This is a genomic window from Vibrio sp. SCSIO 43153, from assembly GCF_023716625.1.
Classification (GTDB): Bacteria; Pseudomonadota; Gammaproteobacteria; order Enterobacterales; family Vibrionaceae; genus Vibrio; species Vibrio rotiferianus.
In genome coordinates this window covers 1,256,366-1,272,462 of sequence record NZ_CP071855.1, presented here as the reverse complement: position 1 = coordinate 1,272,462, position 16,097 = coordinate 1,256,366, and the positions used below count along the sequence as shown (strand labels likewise).

The following is a 16,097-nucleotide window of genomic DNA, read 5'->3' as shown; positions in this document are numbered from 1 at the left end:
ATTACGCGGTTTCTCCCAATTTAAATTTCAGAGATTGGATGGATTGATGTTTTGCTGGCTGCTCGTAAACAGACTGAACAAGATAGAGAGGACGTTGCTTGGTCTCGACGAAAATACGCCCGATGTATTCGCCCAAGAGGCCAATAGACAGAAGTTGAACGCCACCCAATGCGAGTTGAACCACCATCATGGATGGATAACCGGTGACGGGCTCACCGAATACAACGGTTTTCATCACTATGAAAGCACCGTAAAGAAATGCACTAAACGCAACTAAAGCACCCGCCAACGTCGCCAAACGAAGAGGACGGATTGAAAAGGACGTGATGCCATCCATAGCAAGCCCGATTAGCTTGAGATAGTTCCACTTAGTTTCTCCGCAATGTCGAGCATCGCGTTCAAACTGAACCGTGACTTGCTTGAAACCAGGCCAAGAGAAAATACCTTTCATGTAACGGTTACGCTCCGGTAAGGCGTTGATGTGTTTTACCACTTTTGCACTCAACAGACGGAAATCACCTACGTTCTCCGGTACATCGAGCTTCGCCATACTGTTTAGGAGTTTGTAGAAGCAAGCCGCAGAGAAACGTTTAAACCACGTCTCACCATGACGCTCACTGCGTTGCATGTTCACCACGTCATAGCCTTCACGCCATTTAGACACCATCTTAGGAATCAAATCTGGCGGATCCTGCAGGTCGGCGTCGATCACTATGACAGCCTCACCTTTACAATGCTCTAGGCCTGCACTCATGGCAGATTCCTTTCCAAAATTACGGCTAAGAGCAATACAACGAACCACGCTAGAGGATTGAGAAAAGTTTTGCGCGATCATCAAACTGCTATCTTGGCTACCATCATCAACGTAGATAATTTCGCAATGCTCTGGCATAGCATCTAATACATCAGTTAGGCGGCGATGAAACTCAGGAAGGACTTCCTGTTCATTGTAAAAAGGCACAATGACAGACAAAACCGGTTTAAGCTCAGAGTCTTGATTGACCTTTGAAAAGGTTGCGGCGTGAATGTTTAAAGTCGACATGCTACTCTTCCACTGGAATCTTTTAGTTGCACTAATCTACTTGTTGCAATGTGAAAGAGTTGTTGTCGACATCTTTTTCACGCCCTTAGTGCATAATGTTCGGTTAAAACAGAAAGCGATTTTCTAAAATCTGCAAAAAATGGAGAGCAATACATGAAACGCGTACTTTTAGTCGAAGATAATCGAGAAATTGCCGGCATGCTTTTCGATTATTTCGAGTGTGCAGGAATGGATCTCGATTATGCAGATAATGGTGAGTTGGGATTGAAACTTGCTATGGAAAACAGCTTCGACATTATTTTGCTCGATTTGATGCTTCCACGAATGGACGGCTTAACGGTATGCAACAAACTTAGAGATGCTGGCAACAATACCCCAGTATTGATGCTGACCGCACTTGATAGCCGTGACGATATGCTTAAAGGCTTCCAGCATGGCGCAGACGACTACCTAACCAAACCATTTGACTTGGATATCTTAGAAGCTCGAATGGAAGCACTCATCCGTCGTTATCGTGGGACTGTGGCTTCAGCCAAACTCGAGTACGGTGAAGTGTCGATCGACCAAAAAACACGAAAAGCTTACAGACAAGACAAGTTACTGGCGCTCAATCCAACCACATACACCATCTTAGAAATGCTGGTAAAGAGTGCCCCGGATATCGTTACGCGTGAGGATATTGCATTTAGCTTGTGGCAAGAAAATGAGCCCAATAATGATGTATTACGCAGCCATATTTACCAGCTGAGGAATCAACTCGATAAACCGTTCGAGTCACATCTGTTAAAGACAATACCGAAAGTCGGCTTTAGATTGGAGAGTGGTGAATGATACGCCGACTGCTTGACAACACACAGAGCATGACTGGGCGGTTAGCTCTGTTTTTCTCTTTGGTTTCAATCGTCATCGGTATATTTTGCTTCCTATTAGTTACAGCGTCACTACTATGGTCTGAAGATCGTGTCGGTGAGCGTCGCATCATGATAGACAAAAAAGAGGCCATAGAGCACTTTCAACTCTATCCTGATGAAGGGATCATTAAACTCGACCTGCTAACCACCGCGTACAACGATATAGAGTTAGTTCCAACCGAATATCAAGAATACTTAGTAGGAAAAAAACAGTTTCTCGATGAAGTGGGTGACGAAATATCCTCACGTATGGTCTACATGAGTACTTATACACATAATGGTGTTGAGTACCCAGTCATCCTCATTTCGCTCATTGATGAAATTGAAATCACCTACGATGAATTTATCTTCGTCGTCGCTTTAGTACTCAGTGTCGTTGCGGTCCTCATTTTTTTGTTTGGCAGTCTCTTATTGCGACTATCTCAAAGCCTAATTGAGCCTGTAAATTCATTGAAAAGCCAGTTGGATCAACATCATGGTGACCCAACGCAGATTTTTTCAGTTCCAGCCGGATCAGCACAAGAATTCCAGAAACTGGCTTCGCACCTAAACGAATACCGAAGTGAAATTAATAAAACCATCAAGCGTGAACAAGCGTTTGCTCGATATGCGAGTCACGAGCTTCGTACTCCTCTAACGGTAATGAAAGGTTCAAGCAGCTTATTGGCAAGAAGTGCAAATACAGATTTCCAAACACGCCAAGTGAATCGAATTCAGGATGCCACGCAGCAGATGTCAACTATGGTGGACGCCCTACTCGGTTTAGTGCGATACGAGCGCAATGCAGATGACTCTCCTATGCGAAGCATTACCGAAGAGGAACTCAGCCAAATCATCTCCCAAAGCCAAGCTCAAGCGGATGAAAAAGCGCTCAAATTTGATGTTCAGGTAAACGGTAATCCAACAACGCGAGCCACCAAAGCGGTGCTCACTATTATTCTTGGCAACCTAATTCGCAACGGTATTGCGGCAACACCATCAGGGTCGATTCACATAGGCATGGATAAAAACACCATCTCGGTCCGTGACGAAGGGGAAGGCTTCTCAAGTATTCCTCATTCTGATGGTCATGGCTTGGGCTTGATGATTGTGGATGACTTATGCCAACGTTATGGCTGGCAATTTAAGATTGGCACACATCCAGAGGGTGGATGTGAAGCACTGATTGATCTCGCGTCAGAGTATAAAGAGTAGATCATAGCTCCACCCTAAGTAACGCGAATTGCTTAGGCGTAACTTGCTAAGAAAAAGAGTCAATCAGAGAGGTATCTTACTTGCTTAGTATCAACACAGGCAATCTGATACCTCTTTCTGATTCGCTTAATTGACACCCTATGCGATGAGCGCTGCTAATCGTTTGAATGCTTGTGACGTAGGCGCCGACTCTTCACACACAGAAAACAAGTCTTCGATAAAGTACGTCAACGCTCTGGATTCAATGGTTCTAATCGCAGTTTGTTGCTCTTCAGATAAATAGCCGTAAATGCTCGCCGCACCAAAATCACCGAAGATCATCTCACCTTGTTCATTCACCAAGGTATTGTGTGCATACAAATCACCGTGACATACCTTGTTGTCATGCAAGTGATTAAACACATCCACCATCTGTTCAACAATGGCATTTACTTGCTCGACGGTTAAGGTAAACCCTTTTGGGAAGGTGTCTCGTGTGCAGGTTTCCAAAGTTGGCGGCAAACCTAAGTTGTAGTAACTGTTTGGAATCAGCTCCATCACCAACGCTAACTCATTACCGTCATCCACTTGAGCGATGGATTTCACCAAGTTGTTGTGATGTCCCGCTTGCAGACACGCTTCAAGTTCATCATGTGGGTAACCGTCACTTGTCACTTCGCCCTTGAACACTTTCACCGCCACTTCACTCGGGAAGTCGTATTGAGTGTCAGTCCAGTTAGCATGAGAAATCACGCCACTCGCTCCTTGGCCGAGAACATGGTTAAGCGAGTAACTGTTTGTCGTCACTTTCGGCACACTGTCTAGAGAAGATAGATGTTTGCAGAATGGGTTACCTGCGAACGCAAACCACGCCAGCTTAGGCAGCTTCATCAATACGTCCGGGAACTGCTCTAACTGGTTCGCAGATAAACGAATCAATTCCAAATTGACCAAGTTTTCCATGCTATTTGGCAGTTGCTTGATGCGGTTCCCCGCCAATGCCAGCTTTCTTAGGCGCGGTCTTTCACCAAGGCTGTTTGGGAGAACTTCAATCTCGTTATCCGTCAGAATCAACCAACGTAACTGGCTTGGCAGCGAGGCTTCACTCACCATTTTGATCTTATTGGTTTTAAACCCAACCATCTCAAGGTTTGGTAGCTTGCCCAGAACCTCTGGCAAATGGGTGAACTGGTTATTCGAAGCAAAGATGATTTTCAGCTTGGTCAGTTGTTCCAATTCTGGAGGTAAATCTGACAGTGCGTTGCCGGATAAATCCAATACTTCAAGCGTTTCTGCAAGCTCTAAAATTTCCATCGGAAACTCAGTTAGCCCTTCCGCCAACTTCAGTTGTTTGATTCCTACTAATTGTCCTGTTTGTAATTGTTCTAGAGTCTGCAAAACCAAGCCTTCTGATTGAATGAAAATAAGCGGCGTAGTTTACGTGGCTTGAAGAAGAAACGCGAGTCGTGATACCGCTTGGTTCATTTAAGCTGCAAACCTTGTTGGATATGAAACCTTTTAAGACTCCCATGACCATCAGGAATAATCGAAAAGGTTGTATTGAAACACGGACTTTTTATCTGAGTTTAATGGCGTTACACTACGCGCCCTTTTTACGGCAAGGTCACGTGGTTGGACACGTCAGCAGTAGCATGAAACTCTCTGAAAGCCCGATAACTCAACACAGCTTTAACGGTCATACCTTTTTCCTAAAGCGTGATGACATGCTGCACTCTCACTTTTCTGGGAATAAAGCACGTAAGTTTATGGCGTTGATGGAAACGCAGAATAGCGATATCAAAACGCTTATCAGTTATGGTTCAGCCCAATCCAATGCGATGTATTCCCTTGCTGCACTGGCACAAATCAAAGGCTGGAACTTCGAGTTCTACGTTCAGCACATTCCTTCTTGGCTCCAAGACGCGCCGATTGGTAACTATCGTGGCGCACTTGATCTGGGAATGACCATCACCGCAATGCAAAACATTGGCTCTGAGCTTCACCCTCTGGAGTATATTGAACAAGTGCGTGGTGTGGACGAAACCACCCTTGTGGTACCAGAAGGTGGACGAGCTTCCATTGCCGAACCGGGTGTGAAACAGCTAGCGATGGAAATCCTTGAGTGGACGCGCTTTGAAGGCAGTAAACAGTTTGTCATCGCCTTACCATCCGGAACAGGCACAACCGCACTCTATTTGAGTAAGCATTTAAAACCACACGGAATAGACGTAGTAACCTGTGCTTGCGTAGGTGACGCACAATACCTGACTGAACAATTCAATACTTTGGAAACGGATAACCATCCGACCATTTTATCCGTACGCGATAAGCACCACTTCGGCCGTTTATACCAAAGCGATTACGAAACATGGAACGCGTTGCACGACCAAACTAACCTTGAGTTTGACCTGCTTTATGACCCTTACATGTGGCAGTGTTTACAGCCGTGGTTGGCAGAAAATAAAGACAAAACTCTCATCTATATCCATCAAGGTGGATTACTTGGCAACGAGTCCATGTTGCCAAGATATCAACGAGAATTCGAATAAATGCTGTAGCGGAATCTGGTTACTTAATGAGTGTTAGGATTGATTTAAATTCTGGCACGCGGCAATCTTCAACCATTTCATACAAGCACATTTCCACACCAGTTAAACCAACACCATTGGCGGTCAGTTTGGCTAGCGCCAGCGCTTTGTTAGCTGGTGTTCGGGAAGAAACACAATCAGTCACAAGTTCCACTCGGTAACCCATCTGCCGCAGCGAGACCGCAGTTTGATACACGCAAATATGTGCCTCGATGCCACAAACCAACCACGTATCGACTTTGGCATTTTCTACAGCGAGTTTGAATGTCGGCTCTTTGCAACCATCAAACGTGTACTTGGCGATCGGCAGATGATCTTTCGCCAACACTTCACGAATTGGCTCTACCGTTGGCCCCAAGCGCTCTGGGTTTTGCTCTAGCCAAACGATAGGTAAGTTGAGTGCTTTCGCTCCTTTGACTAGTTTGGTGGTGCTTTCAATCAGCGCTTCGCTTTCATGCATGAGCGTTGCCAACTTACCTTGTACATCGACAATAATCAGACCCGTGGCATTTTTCGATAACATTCTCATCTCCTATGAGTCGCTTGAGAATCAACATATTCAAGCGTTTGATTAAGATAAATCTACCAGAACTACCAAACAATCAGATGAGCAAATTCGCAAAGTTATTGCCCGCTCACGCTATTCCTATTGAAATTTTTCTCTAAACAGCTCAATCAAGGCTTTAACCTTGTTTGGTAAAAACAGGTTAGATGGATAAATCAGAGTCAGATGCTGTTTAGGATGAGTAAACTCTGGCAACACTTCGACCAACTGCCCGTCCTCCAAGGCAGGCTTTGAATGCACTTGAGGTATGAATGCGATGCCGTTTCCTGCAATCGCCATTAGACGCAGCAAGTTCAAATCATCTGACCTAACCGCCACGTGTAATTCTGGATCCAATAAATCTGCGTTGTATCTATTGGTCAACAACCGATGATGTTTTAAGTCATCCATGTTTTTCAGCGGCGGATGTGCATCAAGATAGGCTTGGGATGCCACGAAATGACTACGATACGGCAATAAACTGAACTGAACATAACTGTCATCCGAGACTTTTGCAACGCTCGGAAGAAGCTGAAGGTCGAATGCTTGGCGCTTGAGATCGACACTCTCTTGATGGTTTTCAATCTCCACCGACATCTCCGGGTAGCGCGTGGTGTATTCGTTGATGATCCAATTGAACGCCGCCGAGCTCATCAACGCAGAAGGAATAGCAACCCGTACTTTCCCCGTCAGTTCTTGTTGATATTCGTGCATCACATTCAAACCTTGCTGAATGTGCTCAATGGGTTGCCCCACCAGCTCAAACAGACGCTTGCCGTGCTCGGTCAACTCAATGGTTCGCGTGGTTCTAATCAGCAATTGGCAGCCTAGCGCTTTTTCCAACTCCTGTAGTCTGCGGCTCACTTTGGAGCGCTGTAATTGGTTAGCGTCTGCGGCAGCACTGATGCCTCCGTGTACAACGGTTTGGCTAAACAGGTGAAGATCATCGAAACTTACGTTCATTGTCCTACTTTTAGGTCATTCATGCACTTAATGTCATTCTACTGAACTGTGACCAACTTCTCTATAATCGCCTGTCTTATTTGCTTGTTAGCGCCATAAATTCAGGTATCTCTTATGACAGCGGATCATAAATTCAAACACTGGATGCGAACACTTATTGTCCTGTTCATTGTACTCTTTTTCTACATCATCATTGCTGACCGTCACGCGCCAATCACCACCGAAGGGCGAGTTCAAGGTTATGTGGTGCAAGTCGCGCCAGAGGTCTCTGGCAAAGTGACCGACGTGCTTATCGACAACAACCAGTCGGTTCACAAAGGCGATGTGCTATTCAAAATCGATGACCGCAAATACAAAATTGCTCTAGAGCAAGCGGAGTTGTCACTGCAATCGGCTTACGAAAAAGAAGCCACCCTCTACTCACAACGTGAAGCAGCATTGGCGAACATTGCACGAGCAGAAGCGACCTACAATAACGCACACCGTGAATACTCCCGTCTGCAGAAGCTGTCTCAACAGAAAGTCATTTCACAATCGAACTTAGACAACGCCTACGCACAAAACCAAGTATCGCGTGCAGCCCTAAAGGCTGAGCAGCAAAACCTGAAAGTGATTGAAGCCCAACTTGGCGATAAAAAAGGCCAAAGCACCGCTGTGCGCATTGCTAAAAATGGTATCGAGAAAGCACAGCTCGATCTTGCAAATACCTCAGTACTTGCACCAAGTGACGGTGTTGTGACTAACCTGCAGTTGGAAGTGGGAACCATGGCAAACACTAACATGCCACTACTGACATTCGTACCAACAGGTTCAATGTGGGTGGCGGCTGATTTCCGCGAGAAATCGGTTGCCAACGTCAATAACAGCTATCACGCAATGGTCGCGTTTGATGCTAATCCAGGCTCAGTCTACGACTTCGATCTGTCCAGCCGAGATTACGGTGTCGCAGCAGCACAACAAACACCCAATGGCGCGCTAACCAAAGTCGAAGTAAACAACCGTTGGGTACGAGATGCACAGCGCACTCGCGTGAACCTAACCAGTGAAGAAGCACTGCCTTCCTCTCTGTTCGTTGGTTCTCGTGCCACCATTGTGCTTTATCCAGACAACAGCCCGTTCTGGGCGCTGATGGCACAAGTACAAATCTATCTTGCTAGCTGGTTCCACTTTATCTACTAGGCGGCTACGATGAAAACCTTACGTATTTGGTTCGGCTGCTCAATGGGGTTGGCATTGAGCATGATCTTTGGTTGGTCATACGGTTTCTTTGCCGTCATGCTGCCACTGTTCGTGCTTGGCCGCATGGATCACTTCAGTCTGCCCTTAGTATTGATGGTGCTGTTCTCTGCGGTTTGGACAACGGTTCAAGCCACCTTTGTTCTTGAATACCTGCAATTTCATCCCACCCTGATGTTTGCTGCTGTTGGCATCATGATGATGTTCAAATGCATTGCAATGATGAACCAGAAAACCTACTTGTTTGGTTATATGGGATTGCTGGTCGGCTCTATCGTACTTAACTTTGCAAGCTACGATTTCATGGATATTGAAGAGTTCAACGTCAACCTTTGGGTGATCTCATTCAGCAATATCTTTGTTTGCGCCCTTGCCTACTGGCTGTTCCCAGAGCCTGAATCAAAGATCCTGCAAACAGAAATGACCACGCCAGTGAAAAGCGATATTGACTACATTAGCCAAGTTGCAATGGGTTGGGTCGTCGCTATGGCAGCGTTTGTGGTGTTCCAAGTGGGTGATTTGTACGACTCACTCTCTGCACAAGCTTCGATACTCATTATCCTAACGCCAATGACACTGGCTGGCTCACTGGCAATGGCAAAGATACGCATCATCGGCACCGCACTAGGCTGTATTGCGGGTATGACAGTACAATTAATTTTGGGCAGTTGGTTTGGGCACGGGTTGTTGTTCTGGCTAGCATTTACCATCGCGATGGGACCATTTTGTCTGTGGCTCACCAAGGGGCAAGCCAAAGCCGCCATTGCATTCTCGGCCATGTCTGCTCTATCCGTGCCACTAACAACATCGTTAGTACCCGAGCAAAAAGACGCGTTCTTTTCCATCTTGTACCGCTTTAGCTCTATCTTCATTGCGGTGTTGCTCACTGCCATGGTGATGTGGGTCGTACACCACTGGATTCGAGTGATGTTATTGAAGCACCCAGAGATTCAACATGTGGAAATGTAGTTGTGCATGGTGAACCGAACCTGGTTCTGGTTCTGGACGGTTTACGTCAGTAGCCGCTTGTGAAAACTGCGCACTATTATTCGTTATATAATTACAAACTGCCTGCGTTCTCTCTTTTTCTTATCATGAACGCAGGTGATGACCATCACCTGCAAGCCATGTAACAAACTGTTTGATTGCTATTTATTGTGATTGAACGTCACTATTTATCAATTAATCTCTCATTAAGAGCCAGTTCTACTCGTCACCATCTGCCTGCATTTTCAAAACTCAATAAATATGTAAACAATACGATCTAATTGTTATGTTTTTGATAACCACAATGGCAAAAACTGATCCTTAAATTACGTCACACTTTCACGATCACAATTTATTAACACAAATCGCTATAGAATTTTTCATTAACGTGTGTAAATCACACTTCAATCTCTGGTGCTCAATCTTCTATTGAAATACACCTTAAGATCACCTCATCGATTCAACTTACCCTACACATAACGAATAAAGGATTGATGAAGATGAAAAAGGTCTTACTAACAGCGGCAGCTTTAACGCTAGCCCTTGCTGCTGCAGGCGTTCAAGCTAAAGATTATGAAATCGTAAACGTAGTTAAAGTGTCTGGCATTCCTTGGTTTAACCAAATGAATAAAGGGATCGAGCAAGCAGCTACGGATTTCGGCGTGACAGCTCGCCAGCTTGGTCCTTCCACTCCAGATCCAGCGCAACAAGTTAAAATTATTGAAGACTTAATTGCCAAAGGTGTTGATGCAATTACTGTGGTGCCGAATGATGTAACTGTATTGGAGCCAGTATTTAAAAAAGCTCGTGAGAAAGGGATTATCGTATTAACCCATGAGTCACCAGATGGACATGGCGCGGATTGGGATATCGAAACGATTGATAACCAAGCCTACGCGAAAGCAACCATGGATGAGCTTGCAAAAAATATGGACAAGCAAGGTGGTTACGCGGTTTATGTTGGCTCATTAACAGTGCCACTGCATAACAACTGGGCAAATCTAGCGATCGATTACCAAAAGAAAACCTACCCAGACATGTATGAAGTCACTAGCCGTATGCCAGTTGCTGAAAGCATCGATCAATCTTATGCCGCAACGAATGACCTGATGAAAGCACACCCAGATATGGCAGGCATCGTTTCTTACGGCTCATTAGGTGGCATCGGCGCAGGTGAAGCCATTAAGAAAAAACGCGCAAAAGACAAAATCAGCGTCGTGGGTATTATGATGCCAAGCCAAGCTGCTCCGTACTTAGCTCGTGGCGAGATTGATAAAGGCTTCTTGTGGAACCCAGCAGATGCAGGCTACGCCATGGTTGCCGTTGCTAAGCAAATGCTCGAAGGCAAAGACGTATCACAAGGGGTCAATGTCCAAGGGCTGGGTGATGCAGAAATCGATACGCAAAACCGCGTGATCAAGTTTAACAAGATTCTAGAAGTGGATAAAACCAACGCACGTCAGCTTGGTTTCTAAGCTAAACAAACTCTGTTCTAAATTGGGCGGTGCAACGCCGCCCTCCCATATTGGAAATGATCATGTCTGGAACTCCTTTTATTACCCTCAAGCAAGTATCCAAGCACTTTGGTTCCGTGAAGGCATTGGATGGGATAAACCTAACATTCAATCAGGGTGAGGTGCACTGCTTAGCCGGCAAAAATGGCTGTGGGAAAAGCACATTATTTAAAGTGATATCTGGCGTTCACGCACCAGAGAAAGGCGCTGAAATCACATTAGCGGGCAAACGCTACTCTCGACTCACTCCACAGCAATCAATTGAACACGGCATTCAAGTTATCTATCAAGACTTATCCCTATTCCCAAACTTGACTATCGCAGAGAATATTGCCATTCAGGATCATGTTGAATGGACAAAAGGGCTGGTGCAACAAAAGCGTATCCAGAGCATTGCAACTCAAGCAATGGCAAAAGTAGGTGTCAAATTACCACTGGATAAACGCGTTGAGCAGCTTTCAATTGCCGAATGTCAACTCGTCGCCATTTGCCGAGCCATGGCATCTGATGCCAAATTAATGATCATGGATGAGCCAACCGCCTCACTCACTCGCACCGAAGTGAATCACCTCATCGAAGTGGTCGCAGACCTTAAATCCAAAGGCGTCACAGTGGTATTTGTGAGCCACAAGCTTGATGAAGTAATGGAGATCTCCGACCGAATCACTGTCATTCGTGATGGCCGCACCATCGGGACCTATCAAGCTGATGAAGTAGACAGTGACGAATTGGCTTTTCTAATGACCGGACAACGATTCGAATTCACTCCTCTTGCCGATTACCACCAGCAAGGTGCCATCAAACTTGAAGTCGAAAAGCTGTCAAAACGTGGCCAGTTTGACGATGTTTCATTTCAAGTTCGCGCGGGAGAGATCGTCTCCATCACCGGCTTACTTGGCGCAGGCCGAACCGAATTGTGCATGGCACTGTTCGGCATGACTCAACCAGACAGCGGCGTTATCCGCATAAACGGCCAACCGACTACATTCAAATCTAACCGTGACGCGATTTCTCAAGGCATCGGTTATGTCTCTGAAGACCGCATGTCGACTGGGTTGGTGATGGAACAAGCGATTCAAGACAACATTACCGCCTCAGTCATGCACAGACTGAAGAAGCCCTCAGGTTTTCTTGACCATCTAAAGGCAAACAAGCTCGTCGATAGATTGATTTCTTCATTGTCCATCAAAGTCGCGGACCCAAAACTCCCAGTAACCAGTTTATCCGGTGGTAATGCGCAGCGTATCTCTATCGCAAAATGGATAGCCGCTGAGCCAGAAGTGCTCATCCTTGACTCTCCGACCGTGGGTGTTGACGTTGCCAACAAAGAAGCAATCTACACCATCGCAAAAGACCTTGCCGCAAAAGGAATGGCAATCATCATGGTCAGCGATGAAATCCCAGAAGTGTTCTACAACAGTCACCGCGTGATTGTGATGAAAGAAGGACGTTTTACTCATGACTTCCAACCCGCTCACTCTACCGAGCAACAAATCATGGAGGCAGTCGATGCTTAACCAGTTTCGTTGTTCCTTATCTTCATTCACCAAGCGTCATGAATTCTACCTCTCATTGATGATTGTGTTGATTGTCGCAGTGCTGACTTTTACCTCTGAAGATTTCCTCACTCTTGGAAACATCTTTGATATGTCAGTCAGCTCTGCATTGCTAGGCATCATGGCTTGTGGTTTGTTTGTCGTGCTTATCGCTGGAGGCATCGACATCTCATTCCCAGCGACCGCTGCGATTGCGCAGTACATCACCGCAACGTACATTTTGACGATTGGTGGTAACTTCATGATTGCGTTTGCTATTGCAACCGTTGTGGGTGTGTTACTTGGCATGATCAACGCCACACTAGTATACAAACTCAAGGTGCCAGCGATCATCATTACCATTTCAACATTGAACGTGTTCTTTGGCTTACTGATTTACTTTAGTAACGGCGAATGGTTGTACGGTTTTCCTGACTGGTTTATGGATGGTATTGAGCTGTTCACGTTTACCGGTAGCGACGGCTATGACTACGGTTTGTCACTGCCAATCTTAACCTTAGTTGCAATGATTGCCCTCACCTCATTCCTGATGTCTAAGACCCGCTTAGGTCGTCAGATTTATGCGGTAGGCGGCAATGCAGACGCGGCGAGTCGTATTGGTATTAACCTCTTTGGTATTAATCTGTTCGTTTATGGCTACATGGGGGCACTTGCAGGCATTGCTTCAGTGGTTCAAACCCAAATTACCCAATCAGTCGCTCCAAACTCTCTTATGGGGTTTGAGCTTACGGTACTGGCTGCAGTTGTACTTGGTGGCACGAGTATGACAGGAGGCAAAGGTACGCTGTTTGGCGTGGTCCTTGGGGTGATCTTGCTCGCCGTTGCTAAGAACGGCCTGACGTTGCTCGGTGTACCTTCATATTGGCACACGGTCGTAACTGGCTTAATCATTGTTTGCAGCATCAGCATGACGGCAATCAATGAGAAAAAACAAGCGCTACAAGAGGCATAAACCATGGAACAAGTGCTAAATAGTTTAAAGCTACCGACAGACAAGAACATTCGTTACTTACTGGTGATTTTAGTTGGCATTCTCGCCGTCATGGCGTTCTCAAGTGGGCAAGCGTTCTTCTCCATTGATAACTTACAATCGATGTCATCACAAATGCCACTGCTCGGTCTACTGGCACTGGCAATGGCCGTGTGCATGCTGACTGGTGGTATCAACCTGTCGATCATTGCAACAACCAACGCGTGTGGTTTGGTAATGGCGAGCATCATTACTCAAGCACCTGATAGCTCAACAATGCTTGTCTTGGCGCTTTTCGGAGGCCTCATTACCGCTACGGTTATCGGCTTGCTCAATGGTGCATTGATCGCGTACGTTGGCGTTTCACCAATACTCGCAACCTTAGGGACAATGACCCTGATTAACGGTCTGAACGTGTTGATCTCTGGCGGTAGTGTTATCTCTGGTTTCCCCGAAATCCTTTTGGTACTCGGCAACGGCTCTATCTTTGGTGTACCTATGCCGCTGATCTTGTTCGTTGGTTTTGCAATCGGCTTATGGGCACTATTGGAACACACCAGTTTAGGTCGAACCATCTACCTGATGGGGTCCAATGAAAAAGCCACTCGTTTCTCTGGTATCAACACACAAAAAGCGACCTTGTACGTTTATGTCATCTCTTCTGTGCTTTGCTGGGTCGCAGCCATTGTGATGATGGCAAAATTCAACTCCGCGAAGGCTGGCTACGGAGAATCCTATCTTTTGACGGCTATTCTCGCTTCAGTACTGGGGGGAATTAACCCAGACGGTGGTTTTGGACGCATTATCGGAATTGGTCTTGCACTTATCGTATTACAAACATTAGAAAGTGGCTTTAATTTGCTGGGAGTGAGCAGCTATCTCACTATGGCGCTATGGGGCGGCATCTTGATCTTATTTATCTTCTTACAAAAAAATAAGGCTTAACGGAGCAGTATATGAGTATTTATTTTATCGGCGTTGATGTAGGCAGTGGCAGCGCGCGTGCGGGTGTCTTTAACGCAGAAGGTCGTAAAGTGGGCGAAGCCAAACGCGACACCATGATGTTCAAACCTCAAGCTAACTTCGTTGAGCAATCTTCCGATGACATCTGGCAATGTGTATGTCTTGCGGTTAAAGATGCGGTTTCTCAAGCCAACATCGACCCTATCCAAGTCAAAGGCATCGGTTTCGATGCAACTTGTTCATTAGTCGTGTTGGATAAAAGTGGCCAGCCGCTAACGGTGAGTCCTACTGGGCGCAGCGAACAAAACGTCGTAATGTGGATGGACCATCGCGCTATTGCGCAAGCCGATCGGATCAACAAAACTCAGCATCCTGTATTGGCTTATGTGGGCAACCGTATCTCACCAGAAATGCAAACACCTAAGCTGCTTTGGCTCAAGCAAAACATGCCAAATACATGGGCAAAAGCAGGTTACTTCTTCGACCTGCCCGACTTTTTAACTTGGAAAGCAACATTCGATGCCAGTCGCTCCCTTTGCTCAACCGTATGTAAATGGACATACCTTGGCCATGAAAACAAATGGGATCGAGGCTTTTTCGAACTGATTGGTTTGGAAGACCTACTGGAAGATAATGCAAAAACCATTGGTGACAGAATTCTACCTATGGGTCAGCCTGTCGGTGACGGTCTAACGGTGCACGCAGCCGATGACTTAGGTTTAACCCCAGGTACTGCCGTGGGCACATCCATCATCGACGCCCATGCCGGTGGTATTGGTGTTCTTGGTGCCTCAGGGATGACGGGTGAGAAAGCCGACTTTAACAAACGTCTTGCTCTGATTGGCGGAACCTCGTCTTGCCATATGGCAGCATCAAAGACTGCTCGATTCATTGATGGTGTTTGGGGTGCGTACTACAGTGCAATGATCCCGGGTTACTGGCTCAATGAAGGTGGGCAATCAGCTACCGGTGCTTTGATCGACCACATCATAACCTCTCACCCACTGTATGAAAACGCGAAGGAGCTAGCCGACAAGCAAGGCAAAACCGTTTATCAACTATTAAACGATCGCTTGTTGGAACTTGCTGGCAATAAAGAAGACATCGCATTTTTGACAAAAGACATTCATGTTCTGCCTTACTTCCATGGCAACCGCTCACCGAGAGCGAATGCTCATTTAACTGGCACAATCACCGGACTAAAAATGTCAAAAACGTTGGATGATATGGCATTGCAGTACCTTGCGACCATTCAAGGCATCGCACTCGGCACACGCCATATTATCGAGGTGATGAACGACTCAGGCTATGACATCGATACCATTATGGCCTGTGGCGGTGGTACGAAAAACAGTGTCTTTCTACAAGAACACGCCAACGCGACTGGCTGTATGATCCTACTACCAGAAGAGAGTGAAGCCGTACTTCTTGGCTCTGCAATGTTGGGCTCCGTCGCTGCAGGGTTCTACAGTGATATTCCAGATGCGATGAATGCGATGAGTCGGATAAGCAAAAGCGTGATGCCTCAAACAGAGAAAATAAAACACTTCTATGATGCGAAGTACAAAATTTTCCACAAAATGTATGAGGACGATGCTCAATACAAAGGTCTAATGGAAGCGTTTTAAAACACCAAACCCAAGGCTCATC

14 protein-coding genes are annotated in these 16,097 nt (G+C 46.0%); 10 read left to right on the top strand and 4 right to left on the bottom strand.

Annotated features, from left to right (window positions below; translation table 11 throughout):
• Position 1: 1 nt before the first annotated feature.
• Positions 2 to 1,042, bottom strand: coding sequence for a glycosyltransferase family 2 protein (locus J4N37_RS05805; protein ID WP_171358730.1), 1,041 nt, complete (start codon positions 1,040 to 1,042; stop codon positions 2 to 4).
• 153 nt (positions 1,043 to 1,195) lie between these two features.
• On the opposite strand from J4N37_RS05805, the gene J4N37_RS05800 reads away from it, so the two are divergent.
• Positions 1,196 to 1,873: a response regulator transcription factor gene (locus tag J4N37_RS05800; protein WP_010447445.1), complete on the top strand. Its 678-nt coding sequence runs from the start codon at positions 1,196 to 1,198 to the stop codon at positions 1,871 to 1,873.
• The gene (locus tag J4N37_RS05795; protein ID WP_045387861.1) at positions 1,870 to 3,147 is read left to right on the top strand and encodes a sensor histidine kinase; all 1,278 of its coding nucleotides are present in this window, start codon (positions 1,870 to 1,872) and stop codon (positions 3,145 to 3,147) included. Before J4N37_RS05800 ends, J4N37_RS05795 begins: the two co-directional genes overlap by 4 nt.
• A gap of 138 nt (positions 3,148 to 3,285) precedes the next feature.
• On the opposite strand, the gene J4N37_RS05790 is transcribed toward J4N37_RS05795, so the two are convergent.
• Positions 3,286 to 4,524, bottom strand: a complete 1,239-nt coding sequence (locus tag J4N37_RS05790; protein WP_045387865.1) for a leucine-rich repeat-containing protein kinase family protein — start codon at positions 4,522 to 4,524, stop codon at positions 3,286 to 3,288.
• Positions 4,525 to 4,778: 254 nt separating this feature from the next.
• Between J4N37_RS05790 and J4N37_RS05785 the strand changes: the two genes are divergently transcribed.
• Entirely contained in the window at positions 4,779 to 5,675 is an 897-nt protein-coding gene (locus J4N37_RS05785; RefSeq protein WP_252041895.1) for a 1-aminocyclopropane-1-carboxylate deaminase/D-cysteine desulfhydrase, read from the top strand.
• A 19-nt stretch (positions 5,676 to 5,694) separates the two neighbouring features.
• Here the strand turns inward: J4N37_RS05785 and J4N37_RS05780 are convergent, their stop codons facing one another.
• Both J4N37_RS05780 and J4N37_RS05775 read right to left on the bottom strand, forming a co-directional pair.
• Entirely contained in the window at positions 5,695 to 6,237 is a 543-nt protein-coding gene (locus J4N37_RS05780) for a hydrolase (protein WP_252041894.1), read from the bottom strand.
• Between the two features lie 123 nt (positions 6,238 to 6,360).
• Positions 6,361 to 7,221 (bottom strand): LysR family transcriptional regulator, encoded by an 861-nt coding sequence (locus tag J4N37_RS05775; protein WP_252041892.1) that lies wholly within the window; start codon positions 7,219 to 7,221, stop codon positions 6,361 to 6,363.
• A gap of 114 nt (positions 7,222 to 7,335) precedes the next feature.
• Here J4N37_RS05775 and J4N37_RS05770 point away from each other — a divergent pair, with 114 nt between their 5' ends.
• The 7 genes from J4N37_RS05770 (at position 7,336) to J4N37_RS05740 (ending at position 16,075) form a co-directional block, all read left to right on the top strand.
• Positions 7,336 to 8,400 carry an HlyD family secretion protein gene (locus tag J4N37_RS05770; RefSeq protein WP_010447439.1) on the top strand — a complete coding sequence of 355 codons (1,065 nt, stop codon included), beginning with the start codon at positions 7,336 to 7,338 and terminating at the stop codon, positions 8,398 to 8,400.
• Positions 8,401 to 8,409: 9 nt separating this feature from the next.
• Positions 8,410 to 9,426 (top strand): DUF2955 domain-containing protein, encoded by a 1,017-nt coding sequence (locus J4N37_RS05765; protein ID WP_010447438.1) that lies wholly within the window; start codon positions 8,410 to 8,412, stop codon positions 9,424 to 9,426.
• A 518-nt stretch (positions 9,427 to 9,944) separates the two neighbouring features.
• Positions 9,945 to 10,919 carry an autoinducer 2 ABC transporter substrate-binding protein gene (locus tag J4N37_RS05760; RefSeq protein WP_252041891.1) on the top strand — a complete coding sequence of 325 codons (975 nt, stop codon included), beginning with the start codon at positions 9,945 to 9,947 and terminating at the stop codon, positions 10,917 to 10,919.
• A 62-nt stretch (positions 10,920 to 10,981) separates the two neighbouring features.
• Entirely contained in the window at positions 10,982 to 12,475 is a 1,494-nt protein-coding gene (locus tag J4N37_RS05755; RefSeq protein ID WP_252041890.1) for a sugar ABC transporter ATP-binding protein, read from the top strand.
• The gene (locus tag J4N37_RS05750; protein WP_002162592.1) at positions 12,468 to 13,466 is read left to right on the top strand and encodes an ABC transporter permease; all 999 of its coding nucleotides are present in this window, start codon (positions 12,468 to 12,470) and stop codon (positions 13,464 to 13,466) included. The genes J4N37_RS05755 and J4N37_RS05750 overlap by 8 nt, the downstream gene beginning before the upstream one ends.
• A 3-nt stretch (positions 13,467 to 13,469) precedes the next feature.
• A complete protein-coding gene (locus tag J4N37_RS05745; protein WP_252041889.1) occupies positions 13,470 to 14,429 on the top strand; it encodes an ABC transporter permease in 960 nt (319 codons plus the stop codon).
• 11 nt (positions 14,430 to 14,440) lie between these two features.
• Positions 14,441 to 16,075 carry an FGGY-family carbohydrate kinase gene (locus tag J4N37_RS05740; RefSeq protein WP_045387893.1) on the top strand — a complete coding sequence of 545 codons (1,635 nt, stop codon included), beginning with the start codon at positions 14,441 to 14,443 and terminating at the stop codon, positions 16,073 to 16,075.
• Positions 16,076 to 16,097: the final 22 nt, after the last annotated feature.

Excerpts from the sequence above, each read along its gene's own strand:
- J4N37_RS05805 (WP_171358730.1), bottom strand. The coding sequence starts at position 1,042 with ATGTCGACTTTAAACATTCACGCCGCAACCTTTTCAAAGGTCAATCAA.
- J4N37_RS05800 (WP_010447445.1), top strand. The coding sequence starts at position 1,196 with ATGAAACGCGTACTTTTAGTCGAAGATAATCGAGAAATTGCCGGCATG.
- J4N37_RS05795 (WP_045387861.1), top strand. The coding sequence starts at position 1,870 with ATGATACGCCGACTGCTTGACAACACACAGAGCATGACTGGGCGGTTA.
- J4N37_RS05785 (WP_252041895.1), top strand. The coding sequence starts at position 4,779 with ATGAAACTCTCTGAAAGCCCGATAACTCAACACAGCTTTAACGGTCAT.
- J4N37_RS05780 (WP_252041894.1), bottom strand. The coding sequence starts at position 6,237 with ATGTTATCGAAAAATGCCACGGGTCTGATTATTGTCGATGTACAAGGT.
- J4N37_RS05775 (WP_252041892.1), bottom strand. The coding sequence starts at position 7,221 with ATGAACGTAAGTTTCGATGATCTTCACCTGTTTAGCCAAACCGTTGTA.
- J4N37_RS05770 (WP_010447439.1), top strand. The coding sequence starts at position 7,336 with ATGACAGCGGATCATAAATTCAAACACTGGATGCGAACACTTATTGTC.
- J4N37_RS05765 (WP_010447438.1), top strand. The coding sequence starts at position 8,410 with ATGAAAACCTTACGTATTTGGTTCGGCTGCTCAATGGGGTTGGCATTG.
- J4N37_RS05760 (WP_252041891.1), top strand. The coding sequence starts at position 9,945 with ATGAAAAAGGTCTTACTAACAGCGGCAGCTTTAACGCTAGCCCTTGCT.
- J4N37_RS05755 (WP_252041890.1), top strand. The coding sequence starts at position 10,982 with ATGTCTGGAACTCCTTTTATTACCCTCAAGCAAGTATCCAAGCACTTT.
- J4N37_RS05750 (WP_002162592.1), top strand. The coding sequence starts at position 12,468 with ATGCTTAACCAGTTTCGTTGTTCCTTATCTTCATTCACCAAGCGTCAT.
- J4N37_RS05745 (WP_252041889.1), top strand. The coding sequence starts at position 13,470 with ATGGAACAAGTGCTAAATAGTTTAAAGCTACCGACAGACAAGAACATT.
- J4N37_RS05740 (WP_045387893.1), top strand. The coding sequence starts at position 14,441 with ATGAGTATTTATTTTATCGGCGTTGATGTAGGCAGTGGCAGCGCGCGT.